General features: G+C 69.6%; 14 protein-coding genes. 9 read left to right on the top strand and 5 right to left on the bottom strand.

The window, feature by feature from the left end:
* On the bottom strand, positions 1-1,325 hold a 1,325-nt coding region (locus ACWIE7_RS17495), incomplete at its 3' end, for a lipase family protein (protein WP_454070100.1).
* 161 nt (positions 1,326-1,486) lie between these two features.
* Between ACWIE7_RS17495 and acuR the strand changes: the two genes are divergently transcribed.
* Genes acuR through ACWIE7_RS17510 form a run of 3 tightly spaced genes read left to right on the top strand, consistent with a single transcriptional unit; the run spans position 1,487 to position 3,735 of the window.
* Entirely contained in the window at positions 1,487-2,146 is a 660-nt protein-coding gene (acuR, locus tag ACWIE7_RS17500) for an acrylate utilization transcriptional regulator AcuR (protein ID WP_452098021.1), read from the top strand.
* Complete coding sequence (gene acuI, locus ACWIE7_RS17505; RefSeq protein WP_452098020.1) at positions 2,146-3,141, top strand: acrylyl-CoA reductase (NADPH); 996 nt, start codon at positions 2,146-2,148, stop codon at positions 3,139-3,141. The genes acuR and acuI overlap by 1 nt, the downstream gene beginning before the upstream one ends.
* 18 nt (positions 3,142-3,159) lie before the next feature.
* Positions 3,160-3,735 (top strand): peroxidase-related enzyme, encoded by a 576-nt coding sequence (locus ACWIE7_RS17510; RefSeq protein WP_452098019.1) that lies wholly within the window; start codon positions 3,160-3,162, stop codon positions 3,733-3,735.
* On the opposite strand, the gene ACWIE7_RS17515 is transcribed toward ACWIE7_RS17510, so the two are convergent.
* On the bottom strand, positions 3,714-4,094 hold the full coding sequence (locus ACWIE7_RS17515; RefSeq protein WP_454070101.1) for an alpha-isopropylmalate synthase regulatory domain-containing protein: 381 nt from the start codon (positions 4,092-4,094) through the stop codon (positions 3,714-3,716). The genes ACWIE7_RS17510 and ACWIE7_RS17515 overlap by 22 nt on opposite strands.
* A gap of 74 nt (positions 4,095-4,168) precedes the next feature.
* Positions 4,169-4,600 carry a ChaB family protein gene (locus ACWIE7_RS17520; RefSeq protein ID WP_452098017.1) on the bottom strand — a complete coding sequence of 144 codons (432 nt, stop codon included), beginning with the start codon at positions 4,598-4,600 and terminating at the stop codon, positions 4,169-4,171.
* A 156-nt stretch (positions 4,601-4,756) separates the two neighbouring features.
* On the opposite strand from ACWIE7_RS17520, the gene ACWIE7_RS17525 reads away from it, so the two are divergent.
* From ACWIE7_RS17525 to ACWIE7_RS17540, 4 genes are all read left to right on the top strand, one after another.
* Positions 4,757-5,044 (top strand): metal-sensitive transcriptional regulator, encoded by a 288-nt coding sequence (locus tag ACWIE7_RS17525; protein WP_454057204.1) that lies wholly within the window; start codon positions 4,757-4,759, stop codon positions 5,042-5,044.
* Between the two features lie 52 nt (positions 5,045-5,096).
* A complete protein-coding gene (locus tag ACWIE7_RS17530; protein ID WP_452098015.1) occupies positions 5,097-5,324 on the top strand; it encodes a heavy-metal-associated domain-containing protein in 228 nt (75 codons plus the stop codon).
* 82 nt (positions 5,325-5,406) lie between these two features.
* Positions 5,407-7,716: a heavy metal translocating P-type ATPase gene (locus ACWIE7_RS17535; protein ID WP_454070107.1), complete on the top strand. Its 2,310-nt coding sequence runs from the start codon at positions 5,407-5,409 to the stop codon at positions 7,714-7,716.
* 434 nt (positions 7,717-8,150) lie between these two features.
* On the top strand, positions 8,151-8,489 hold the full coding sequence (locus ACWIE7_RS17540; protein WP_454070102.1) for a hypothetical protein: 339 nt from the start codon (positions 8,151-8,153) through the stop codon (positions 8,487-8,489).
* A gap of 48 nt (positions 8,490-8,537) precedes the next feature.
* Here ACWIE7_RS17540 and ACWIE7_RS17545 read toward each other — a convergent pair whose 3' ends face one another.
* Entirely contained in the window at positions 8,538-9,404 is an 867-nt protein-coding gene (locus tag ACWIE7_RS17545) for an enoyl-CoA hydratase-related protein (protein ID WP_454070103.1), read from the bottom strand.
* Between the two features lie 346 nt (positions 9,405-9,750).
* On the opposite strand from ACWIE7_RS17545, the gene ACWIE7_RS17550 reads away from it, so the two are divergent.
* Together ACWIE7_RS17550 and ACWIE7_RS17555 are read left to right on the top strand one after the other, a co-directional pair.
* Positions 9,751-10,566, top strand: coding sequence for a hypothetical protein (locus ACWIE7_RS17550; RefSeq protein ID WP_454070104.1), 816 nt, complete (start codon positions 9,751-9,753; stop codon positions 10,564-10,566).
* 328 nt (positions 10,567-10,894) lie between these two features.
* A complete protein-coding gene (locus tag ACWIE7_RS17555) occupies positions 10,895-11,647 on the top strand; it encodes a tryptophan-rich sensory protein (protein ID WP_454070105.1) in 753 nt (250 codons plus the stop codon).
* A gap of 43 nt (positions 11,648-11,690) precedes the next feature.
* On the opposite strand, the gene ACWIE7_RS17560 is transcribed toward ACWIE7_RS17555, so the two are convergent.
* Positions 11,691-12,356 (bottom strand): prepilin peptidase, encoded by a 666-nt coding sequence (locus tag ACWIE7_RS17560; protein ID WP_454070106.1) that lies wholly within the window; start codon positions 12,354-12,356, stop codon positions 11,691-11,693.
* Positions 12,357-12,516: the final 160 nt, after the last annotated feature.

Here is a 12,516-nt window from a genome sequence, read left to right on the forward strand (position 1 = left end):
CAGTAGGTCCCGCAGTTGGTGGGCGCGGGGACCCCGTCGATCCGGTCGGCCAGATACTGCACGGTCCCGGGCAGGCCGGCGAGCATCGGCGTCGCATGGTTGATCACCATGCCGGGGGCGATCGGCGGCGTGTGATCGATGACCATCTCGACGTCGGCGCCCAGGGCGCACCAGTCGCGGCCGAGCTGCTGCGACTGCGGCCCCGGCACCACGTCGTCGTTTACCGGCGAGAGGATCCGCACCGGCGTGGTGGGCTTCAACCGCCCCACCCGCTGCATCTCCAGGTACTTCATGGCCACCGGGTCCTCGCGGACGATCTCCACGGCAGGTCGGCCGGTCTTGGTGTAGCTGGCGGTGCGGTGCTGGAAGAACTGGACCGCGGTCTCACCGATGCACTGGTCGGCGGTCGAGGTCAGCATCGCCTGGCCTCCGTCACTGAGGTGGACGTCCATTCGCTCCCTCAGCTCGGGGTAGGCGTCGGAGAGGCTGTTGAGGGCGTAGCCGATCACGCCCGCGATAGCGGACCCGTCGGCCTGCTCGAGCGTGGCCAGCAGGTCGGCCGGCGGCGAGCCCGCGGCGGTCCCGACCAGGTCGAGCTCCGGCGCGTACTGCGGATGAAGCTCGGCCGCGGCCGCCACCGCCCCGCCACCCTGCGAGTACCCGGAGAACACCGTGCGCGGGTTCGGGCCGGTGTCCGCACCGGGCACGGACGGAGCGACGCGGGCGAGGTCGAGCACGGCGCGTGCCTGGGCCTCGCGGTGCACATACGAGTGGAGGCCGGGCGTGCCCAGGCCCTCGAAGTCGGTCACTGCCACCGCGTACCCGCGGGCCAGCAGGGCATAGGCCTGGATGATCTCGTAGCCGAACCCGACGCCGGGCGGATCCGTCTGGACGTTGGCCACGTTCTGGAAGGTCTTCGACGGCGCGCAGTGGTCGGCCTGCCCCTGCGTGCCGGGCGCGATCACGGCGAGCGGTCGCGAACCGGCGCCGGCCCATGGGGCCCGCGGCTGCAGGTAGGTGCCGGTCACGGCGATCTGCTGGCCCCGGGAGCCGACGGAGGTGTACATGATGCGCTGCGCGTCGGTCGACAGCGGGCCGGCACCGGCGGTGAGGGCATCCGAGCCGGGGACGTCCGGGAGGGCGCCGGCGAGCGGGAACGCCTCCGTCTTGATCAGGGCGCCGCTGTCCGCGGGAAGGTCGGCCGGCGGCTGATAGAACGCGGGCGCCGGGTCGTTGGACGATCCCTGCGCTGATGCGGCAGGGGCGACGAGGGCCCCTCCGGCGACAGTGGTGGTGATGGCGGCGGCGAATGCGGCTGCGCGCATCGCGGTTCGACGAAGTTGCACGGTCCCCCCGGACTTTGTGTTTCGGATCACTAGCTGTGGGGAGTGTAAGCGCACAATGTGGACGGCAGTCCGTTCACCCCGTTTCGACGCCGTGGCTCAACCCTTGACTTTTAATAGTCGACCGGTCTACTAATTAATTCATGGACACGGGAGAGACGGTCGTGGCGCCGCGGCGGCGAGGTCGTCCGCCCAAGGACCAGTCACAGCCGGATGCCCCTCGAGCGCGTTTGCTGCGCCGGGGCGTGGCGATCCTGACGGAGAAGGGATTCAGCGCCGTGCGGATCGAGGAGGTCCTCACCGCGGCCGAGGTGCCGAAGGGGTCGTTCTACTACTACTTCGGCAGCAAAGAGGATTTCGGTTTCGCCCTGATCGACGAATACGCCGACTACTTCGCAGCCAAACTCGATCGCTGGTTCGAGGACCAGACACTCACCCCGCTCGACCGCCTCCGCGCGTTCATCGCGGACGCGCGGGAGGGCATGGCCCGGCACGAGTTCCGGCGTGGTTGCCTCGTCGGCAATCTCGGCCAGGAGATGGGCGCCCTGCCGCCCTCGTTCCGGGACCGCCTCACCGCGGTTCTCCGTGATTGGGAAGCGCGCACCGCGCGGTGTCTGACGGCAGCGCGAGACGCCGGCGAGATACCGGCAGACGCGGATTGCGTCCGACTGGCCGAGTTCTTCTGGATCGGGTGGGAGGGGGCCGTTCTGCGCACGAAGCTCGAACGCGACCCCGCCGCGCTGGACACGTTTGCAGAACAGTTCCTGGCGATGATCGCCGACGACACCCATGAGAGGCAGTGATGAGCGAGAACTTCAGAGCAGTACTGATCAGTGGAGGCGACAGCGGGCACTCGGCGGAGGTCGCCGATGTGTCGCCGGCGCAGCTCCCCGAGGGCGATGTGACCGTGCGGGTGGCCTGCTCGACCCTCAACTACAAGGACGCGCTCGCCATCACGGGCAGGGGCTCGGTGGTCCGATCCTTCCCGATGGTGCCCGGGATCGACTTCGCGGGCACAGTGGAGGAGTCCACGAATCCGGACTTCGCGCCCGGTGACCGCGTCGTACTGAACGGCTGGGGCGTGGGGGAGCGCCACTGGGGCGGGCTCGCCGAATACGCCCGGGTGAAGGGCGAATGGTTGATCCCGCTCGAGGAGGCGTTCACGTTCGAGCAGGCCATGAGCATCGGCACCGCCGGGTACACCGCGATGCTGTGCGTGATGGCACTCGAGCGCCACGGGGTGACTCCTGACTCCGGGGAGGTCCTGGTCACCGGCGCTGCCGGCGGCGTGGGGAGCGTCGCCATCGCCGTGCTGGCCAAGTTCGGTTACCGGGTGGTCGCCGTGACCGGTCGCCCGGAAGAATCCGACTACCTCACGGGGCTCGGCGCGACCCGAATCCTGCCGCGGTCGGACTTCACCGAGTCCGGGAAGCCACTCGCCAAGGAGCAGTGGGCGGGCGCGATCGATGTGGCGGGCGGCCGCGTGCTCGCCAACGTCTGCGCGCAGATGAAGTACCGATCTGTGGTCGCGGCGTGCGGACTGGCCGCCGGGATGGACTTCCCCGCCACCGTCGCGCCCTTCATCCTGCGCGGGGTCACCCTGGCCGGCGTCGACAGCGTGATGTGCCCCGTGGACGAGCGCCGGGAGGCCTGGCGCCGGCTCGCGACCGACCTCGACCCGGCCCTGCTGGAGTCGATGACGGAGAAGATCACCCTCGACGACTGCATCCCGGTCGCTGACGCACTGCTCGACGGAACCGTGCGCGGCCGCGTCATCGTCCCCCTCACCGACAACTGATCGAAGGACCACCACCTCATGAGCGACACCAAGGCCCCCAGCCGCTTCCCGGTACCCGAGCTCGACGACCTGCCCGAGGACATCCGGGCGGCCATCCTGGCCGTCGAGGAGAAGTCCGGCTTCATCCCCAACGTCTTCCTGATGCTGGCCCACCGCCCGGATGAGTTCCGCGCGTTCTTCGCCTACCACGACGCCCTGATGGACAGGCCGGGGAATCTGACCAAGGCCGAGCGGGAGATGATCGTCGTCGCGACCTCGGGCCCCAACCAGTGCCAGTACTGCGTGGTCGCCCACGGCGCGATCCTGCGGATCCGGGCCAAGGATCCCCTCGTGTCCGACCAGATCGCCACGAACTACCGCAAGGCGGACATCACTGATCGGCAGAAGGCCATGCTCGACTTCGCGCTTAAGGTCTCCGCCGAGGCCTATGCCGTGTCCGACGAGGACTTCGCCATCCTCGAAGGCCACGGTTTCACCCAGGACGACGCCTGGGACATCGCCTCCATCTCGGCGTTCTTCGGCCTGTCCAACAGGATCGCCAACGTCGCCAGCCTGCGCCCCAACCCCGAGTTCTATGGGATGGGCCGCGGCTGAACTCCTGCCGTTGAGCCGGCCCGCCAGAGGTCGTTCGCGGCGGCCGTGACCGCGGCCAGGGTGGCCGCGAGGACGGAGCGATCCCTCCCGGCTGTCCAGCGGACGTCGGCGCCGGCACGGAATTCGACCAGGGTGAGCGCCTCGCTCTGACTGCCCGCCCCCACGCTGGTCTGGTGCAGGCTGAGGACCTCCACGTCGATGCCGCCTGCCGCGAGGGCTCTGGTGAGCGCCTCGACCGGGCCGACCTCGGTGTGGACGCTGACCTCGTCGTCGTCGTCAATCGTCAGAGCGATCCGGGTGTGGGCCCGCCCGCCCGTCTCGGACGTGGAGAACTTCCTACTCCCGGACCTGCAGCGCATCGAATCCCTGGCGTCGGACGACACCGACCCCGCCGACCACTCGCTCTAGACCGCCCCGCCCGGAAGAAGGGCCGTCAGTCGCTCTTCTCGCGTGCCTTCTTGGTCTTCCGATCGTTCGCCTTGCGCAGCGCCTCGACGAGTTCGTCCTTGGTCATGTCGGACCGGCCCTCGATGTCGAGCTTCTGGGCCTGCTCGTACAGGTGCTCCTTGCTCGCGTTGGCGTCCACGCCGCCCTTCGACTCGCCGGACGGATTCGGGCCGCCGCTGGCGGACTGCGAGTCGGACGGCCCGGCGGAATCCTTGGGCTCCCAGTGGTCGCCGACCTTCTCGTGCGTGTGTTTGACGGCGCCCCACGCGGTGCGGGCCACCCGCGACTCGTCGCTGTACTCCTCCTCCGCGGAGTCGTAGGCCTTCGCGAAGGTGTCCTTGGCCTTCTGGTCGCTGCGCTGCAGCGTCGAGGGCAGTTCGCTCTCCTTGGCGTGTCCGTCCTTGCCTGTCTTGGGCATGGTGGCTCCTTCCGTCGTCTGCAACCCGGTACAAGGCCGACCCTAAGCCGGGGTGAGGGGAACGGGAACCGGTCCGGCCCCCGTCGGGGTGCCGCCCGCGTGGGGCCGCGGGTGCACCCCTTGCGTTAGATACCCTAGGGGGGTACCGTATGGGTCATGGCCGAGCACGGATACACCCACAACAAGGAGAACCACCTCAAGCGACTGCGCCGCATCGAGGGGCAGGCCCGCGGCCTGCAGCGGATGGTCGAGGAGGACAAGTACTGCATCGACATCCTCACGCAGGTCTCCGCCATGACGCGGGCGCTGCAGTCCGTCTCGCTCAGCCTGCTCGAGGAGCACCTGGGCCACTGCGTCGCCGGCGCCATCGAGCACGGCGGCCCCGAGGCCGAAGCCAAGCTGAAGGAAGCCAACGAGGCCATCGCGCGCCTGGTCAAGTCCTGACAATCCACGCCGGACTCCGCACTGCGGGGCGCCCGAAATCAGAGGAGAAACCATGTCTGCCGCCGACACCCACACCGCCACCTTCACCGTCTCGGGTATGACCTGCGGCCACTGCGTGAGCTCGGTCGAGGAGGAGGTCCTCGAGATCCCCGGAGTGTCCAGCGTCGAGGTCGAGCTGGAGTCCGGCCGTCTTGTCGTCGTCTCCCCCAACCCGGTCGATCCCGCGGCGGTCCGCGCCGCGGTCGACGAGGCCGGGTACACCGTCACAGCAGAGGAGTGAGTGCTCCGTGACCACGAGTGAGGACACCACCACCGCGCGTGAGGACGCCGCCACCACGCAGCTCGAGCTCGAGATCGAGGGCATGACCTGCGCGTCGTGCGCCAACCGCATCGAGCGCAAGCTCAACAAGCTCGACAATGTCTCGGCCGCGGTCAACTACGCCACCGAGAAGGCGCGCGTACAGATCGCCGCCGGCGTCGAGCCGCAGCTGTTGCTGGACACCGTCGAGCAGGCCGGCTACTCGGCACGGCTGCCGAAGCCGCGCACCGCCGCCCCCGGGACCGCCGGGGCGCCCGGCGCCACGGGCTCCGGAACGGCAATGGGCAACGCGGGCAACTCCACCGACGACGCCGCCGGCGTCGACCGCGTCGAGAGCCTCAAACAGCGAGTGATCATCTCGGCCGCCCTGTCGATCCCGGTGATCGCGATGGCCATGATCCCGGCACTGCAGTTCACCTACTGGCAGTGGCTCTCGCTCACGCTCGCCGCGCCCGTCGTGGTGTGGGGCGCGTACCCGTTCCACCGCGCGGCCTGGATCAATCTCCGGCACGGCACGTTCACCATGGACACGCTGGTGTCGATGGGCACGCTCGCCGCGCTGGCCTGGTCGCTGTACGCGCTGTTCCTCGGCCACGCCGGCATGCCGGGCATGACGCACGGCTTCGAGTTCTCGCTCTCGCCCAGTGACGGCGCGGGCGACATCTACCTCGAGGCCGCGGCCGGCGTCACCACGTTCATCCTGCTCGGCCGCTACTTCGAGGCCCGGTCCAAGCGCACCGCCGGCGCCGCCCTGCGCTCGCTTCTCGAGCTGGGGGCCAAGGAGGTGTCGGTCCTGCGGGACGGCGTCGAGACCCGCATCCCGGTCGAGGCGCTGCAGGTGGGCGAGGAGTTCGTCGTCCGCCCCGGTGAGAAGATCGCCACCGACGGCGAGATCGTCGACGGCGCCTCCGCGGTCGACACCTCCATGGTCACCGGCGAGTCCGTGCCCGCCGAGGTGTCCGAGGGCGACGCCGTGGTCGGTGGCACCGTCAACGCGAGCGGCCGCCTGGTCGTGCGCGCCACCCGCGTCGGCTCGGACACGCAGCTCGCGCAGATGGCGCAGATGGTGGAGGACGCCCAGTCCGGCAAGGCCGCCGCGCAGCGTCTGGCCGACCGCATCTCGGGCATCTTCGTGCCCGTCGTGCTGGTGCTGGCCGTGGCGACGTTCGTGTTCTGGATGATCACCGGCGCCGGCGCGGCCATGGCGTTCACCGCCGCGGTCGCCGTGCTCATCATCGCCTGCCCGTGTGCGCTGGGTCTGGCCACGCCGATGGCACTGATGGTCGGCACCGGCCGCGGCGCCCAGCTGGGCATCCTCATCAAGGGCCCGGAGGTGCTGGAGTCCACGCGCAAGGTCGACACGATCGTCCTGGACAAGACCGGCACCGTCACCACCGGCAAGCACGCCCTGGTCTCTACGACCGTCGCGGACGGTGAGGACGAGGCGCAGGTGCTGCGTCTGGCCGGCGCGGTGGAGGACGCCTCCGAGCACCCTATCGCCCGCGCGATCGCCGCGGGTGCGCGCGAGAAGGCCGGTGACCTCCCGGCCGTGGAGGGCTTCCGTAACCACGAGGGGCTGGGCGTCTCCGGTCGCGTCGCCGCAGGCGTCGGCCCCGGTGATGGGGGCGACGACGACACCACTACCGAGGAGGTCATCGTCGGCCGGCCGGCGCTGCTGGCGGACCGTGCCATGCCGCTGCCCGAGGAGCTGCAGCGGGCCATGGACGCCGCCTCGGAGCGCGGCCAGACCGCTGTCGCGGTGGGGTGGGGCGGCCGGGCCCGCGGGGTGCTGGTGGTGGCCGACCAGATCAAGGAGACCTCCGCCGAGGCGATCCGCCGGTTCCGTGAGCTGGGGCTCACGCCGATCCTGCTCACCGGCGACAACGCCAAGGTGGCCACCGCGGTGGCCGAGCAGGTGGGGATCGACCCCGGGCCGGAGACGGTGATCGCCGAGGTCATGCCCGCCGACAAGGTGGAGCAGGTGCGCCGGCTGCAGGCCGAGGGCCGGGTGGTGGCGATGGTCGGCGACGGCGTCAACGACGCGGCCGCCCTGGCCACCGTCGACCTCGGGCTGGCGATCGGTACCGGCACCGACGCCGCGATCGAGGCCTCCGACCTCACGCTGGTCCGCGGCGACCTTCGGTCGGCGGCGGATGCCATTCGGCTGTCCCGCCGGACCCTGGGCACGATTCGCGGCAACCTGTTCTGGGCGTTCGCCTACAACGTCGCGGCGCTCCCGCTGGCCGCGGCCGGGCTGCTCAACCCGATGATCGCCGGCGCCGCGATGGCGTTCTCGTCGGTGTTCGTGGTGGCGAACAGCCTGCGGCTGCGGAGGTTCCGCGCCGCGGTCTGAGCTACTGCGTACCCGGTGGGGCAGCTCCACCGGGTACGCATGCGAGTGACCGCACGCAGCGTCTACGCGTCGAGCTGTGGCGCGACGATTCGGCTCCACCCGGCCACTGAACCGGTCGGGGGTGATGGCGGCATTGTCGTCGGGGCCCTGGACGACGGACGACACCTGTGGCCGCGCGCAGGATTGGTCCGGGGCTCGGGACTGTCATCGCTGAAGAACTGCCCGCGGAGAAGATGGCTCCGGTTGCAAGACACCCCCCTCCGGTCGCACGACAAACTGTGCGAATTTCTTGCCGGATCTCGCACGAGACGTCTTGCAGCCCCGGGGCTATGTCTTGCAACCGCGGGCTGAGGGCGTGCAGCCGCGGCCGACGCCTGACGGTGGACCGCCCGTCCCGCCGCCCTCCGGAATCCGCTACTCTCCCGCGACATCCGGTGTCGATGGAGGCGAGAGTGGTGGGGTACTCGGCTGTTGCGACTGCCGCGCTGCTCGTCGCGCCCGGGTTACATCGTGCCGGGTTCGTGCCCAACGTCGTGGCCGCGACGGTCGGCGCAGCCGGTGGCGGCGCGGCAAGGGACGACAACGACGACGAGGACCTCACCCTCGACCTGGTCGCCGAGTACCGGGTCGGGCGGGTCGCGCTGGCGCTGTCCTCGCTGGTCCGGGCGCGGAGCCGCGGCGGGGTGACGGTGCTCTGGCAGGCGCACGTGACCACCCTCGCCGACCAGATCTCGCAGAACTCCGTGGGGTTGGCGGCCGCCAGGGTGGGTTGAGCGGATACCCGACCCGGCGGAGTGACGTCTGGTTCGGCTGTGTGGTGGCTATCCGAAGAGATCCGGCAGACCGTCGGCGATGCGGTCCGGGAAGGCCGGCTCGCGCTTGGCCAGGAAAGCCTCGACGCCCTCGCGGACGTCGGCCGAGGCGCCGCGGGTGAAGATGCCGACAGACTCCGCGGCGTGTGCCTCCTCGGGGCCGGCGGCGCCGAGCATGCGCCACATCAGCGCGCGGGTCAGTGCCACGGAGACCGGCGCCGTTCCGGCGACCATGTCGCGGGCCACCTCGATGGCCCTGGCCAGCACGTTCCCGGCGGGGACGAGTTCGCGGACCAGGCCACTTTCGAGTGCTTCGTCCGCCGGGACCATGCGGGCGCCCATCGTCCATTCGACAGCGGTAGAGATTCCCACGACCCGCGGGAGGAACCACGTCGAGCACGCCTCCGGCACCAGCCCGCGGCGGGTGAAGACGAATCCGAAGCGGGCGTTCTCGGCGGCGATCCGGACGTCTGCCGGCAGCGTCATGGTTACCCCGACCCCGGTGGCCGGACCGTTGATCGCAGCGATGACCGGCTTCGACATGCGGTAGATGCGCAGCGAGACGAGCCCGCCGGTGTCGGCCGGGACCTCTCCGGCGGCCCCGGCCTCGGCGACGAAGGTGGAGCCCCCACCGGACAGGTCCGCGCCCGCGCAGAACGCCCGACCGGCGCCGGTGAGGACCACGGCGCGGATCGAGTCATCGGCGTCGACGGCGTCGAAGGCCCTGATCAGGTCGCGCAGGTTCCGGTCGGTCACCGCGTTGAGCTTGTCGGGCTTCTCGAGGCGGATGATCGCTATCTCGCTGTCGCGCTCGATCGCGATGTCCGGGAGGTTCGGAAGGCTGACCGGGTCGCGCCGGCCTGAAGTGTTGGTCATGCGTCCATAATGAGGGCGCGGCTCGTTGTCCGCCGCCGGTCTGCTCAACCCGGCTATCGCCGGTGCCGCGACGTCGTTCTTCTCGGTAGCCATGGTGGCAAACAGCCTGCGGCGGTGGAGGTTGCGCGCCGGATGAACGCGCGTGCCCTGTTCTGACTGTTGACAGCCGCGGCGAAAATCACCTGATGAAGGGATAAGTAAACACTGGGATCTTTGTAACGTTAAGAATGTTATCGCTGATATGGTCGACGAGTCATCAATGAGAGATGGCATACGTTCAGGCGTCGACAGGCGGTCGACGCCCGGTGCAAAGGGAGCACACATGAAGTCTTTTGGTCGAGTAGTTGTGGCCGCGTCGGCGGCAGTCGCGTTCACTGCCGGCTCCGCGTTCGTCGCGCCGGTCGTCGGTGCTGCGCCCGGCCCGCTCGGCTCGCTGGGCACCGGTTCGTTGGGCTCGGTTGGCGGCCACTGTGGTGAGCAGGTCGTCACGTCCGTGAATGCGGAGGGCGACGCCTGGGCTACCCCGGGCGACGAGACCGCTGCTGCGATCGGTGCTGCCCCCGAGGGCGCGCCGGCGCCGGTCGGCAAGTCGGCCCTCAAGTTCTCCGATGAGAACAAGAAGAACGATGAGAGCGAGGTGACGGGCGGTTCGTCGCTGTACAAGACCGTCGACATGCCGCTTGCGGACCTTCTCGACGATGAGGGCAAGGGCGTCAAGCTGAGCTTCGACTACTTTGCGAGCGGCCAGGCCCCGGCGCTGCAGATTCGTCTCCTCGGTGCGAACGTCAAGGATTCTGAGGACAAGTCCAACGATGGTTTCGCGACCATCGTGTGGAGCCCGGCCGCTTCCGACGGCACGTGGAAGATCGCGGACGCCAACGCAGCGGACAAGTTCTGGGTGACCCGCACACTCGTCGGCGAGGACGGTGAGCCGACTCTCGCGAGGGGGGCGGAGACGACGCTCGCGAAGATCGTTGAGCTGAACCCCGAGGCGAAGGTCACCGCCTACGGCGTACAGCGGACCCAGGAGAACAAGTCCACCAACGTCGCCATCGACAACTTCCAGTTCGGCTGCGAAGTCACGAACTTCGAGGCACCGGCCGAGGCAGGCCCGCTGGGCAGCCTCTCCGGCATCTTCGGCAGCCTGACCGGCTCGCTCTGAACCGCTAACTCTGCCGGGATCACCCCGCAGAAGGAGCAGATCCAGACCCCCGGTCTGTGATCACTGCATGACGGTCGACTTCTGACCGGGACGTTGTGGGCGGAGTTCATCAGAACCCCGCCCACAACGCTATTTCTCGTGAATAGGCTACGGCGAGGCCCGGTCGCTGCGCCGTGAACGACCTCGACACCTGGTCACGGTTCCGTCCAGTGCCTGTTCGTGGTGTGGTGGGGCCATGAGGTCACAGAGAAGCACTCCCGCATCCGATAGAACCTCGACCCACCCCGGCGGGGTCCCTTCTGCGGCAACAGGCTGGTTTCTGCCGATCGTGACCGTGCTGGGTGTCGCCGCCGCGATTGTGGCCGCGTTCATCGGCAGCGGCGCGCTGGGCGGCACCCCGATCAACGAGGCCGCCGGCGGAGCGCTGTCCGCCGACGCCACACCGATCGCCCCGGCGGGCACGGCATTCAGCATCTGGAGCGTCATGTACATAGGTCTGGCCGCCTATGCGATCTGGCAGCTCACCCCCACCGCCCGGCGCTCGCCGCGGCAGGAGGCGGTCAGACCGTGGGCGTTGGCCTCCGCGGTGCTCAACGCGCTCTGGATCTGGACCGTGCAGCTTGGCTGGCTGGCGGTGTCGGTGCTGGTGATCGTGGTGTTGCTGGCCGTGATCATCCGCCTGATGTTCCTCCTCGGCGCGCCGCGTACCGGGGGGATCGTCGAGAAAGTGGTGACCGACGGGACGTTCGGGCTCTACCTGGGCTGGGTGTCCGTGGCGTTCCTGGCCAACACCTATGCCTGGCTCGCCGACGCCGGCGTGGACATCGTCACGCGAATCCAGCTCGGGGTGGTGGGCATCGTGGTGGCCGCCGGGATAGGCATCGCCACCGCCCTGCTCAGCGGCGGACGGATCGCTCCCGCCTTGGCCACGAGCTGGGGCCTGGCCTGGGTCTCGGTCGGACGCACCGAGGGGGCGTACGAGTCGCCCGAGCTGGTGTGGACCGCCGTACTCGCGGTGGTCGTGGTGCTGTTCGTCGCCGTCGCTGCGAACGTGACAGCGCGCTCGCGCTCGAGCGCATAGACGCAGCAGCGCCCGTCACCGCGACCCGGCCAGGTAACCCCGGTCAGGCCGCCCCCAGCAAGGCGACCCCGCCGGAGCGCACCGCGAAGTAGGCGGCGCCCAGCACCGCGCCGATCACCATGGCCGGACCGAAGGCGATCCCGCTCTTCGCGCCCACCCGCCGCGCGGCCAGCAGCACCAGCGCCACGGCGGCGTTGATGACGAATGCGGCCAGCGTTCCCGCCATCACGGCAGGCCAGCCCAGCCAGCCGAGGAACGCGCCCAGCAGCCCGGACAGTTTGACGTCGCCCAGCCCCATCCCGGAGGGGTTGATCAGCGCCAGGATGAAGTAGAAGGCCAGCAGCACGGCGGCAGCGGCGGCGGCCCGGCCGAGCGAGCCCCACTCGCTGTAAACAGCGGCAGCCACGAGTAGCCCGCCGAACACCACCGGGTACATCGGCAGCACGATCTTGTCCGGCAGCCGGAAGACGGCCAGGTCGATCGTCACCAGCAGCGCGCAGGCCACGGCGAGCGCGGCGAACGTCACGAGGTCAGCCCAGCCTCGCGCGAGGTAGGCGGCCCCGAACCCGCCGGTGGCCGCGAGCACGATGTGCAGCCCGATACGTAGCCAGCGCGAATCGGAGTCGGCGAGGCCACGCATCCACTGGCCGAGCGCGGCCGCGGACCCCGCGCACACGAGCCCGGACGCGACGGCGATCACGAACAGCACAACGGCACCCGGCGCAGGAAGTTCAGCAGTACGAGGCGGTGATGAGAACGCACGGTCAGGAGAATGCCTCCATCATGTTGATCACGGTCGGTCCGAGCAGCACGATGAACAGTACGGGCAGGATGCACACCAGGAGGGGGAAGATCACCTTCACCGGCAC

It is taken from the genome of Dietzia sp. NPDC055343 (assembly GCF_053645265.1).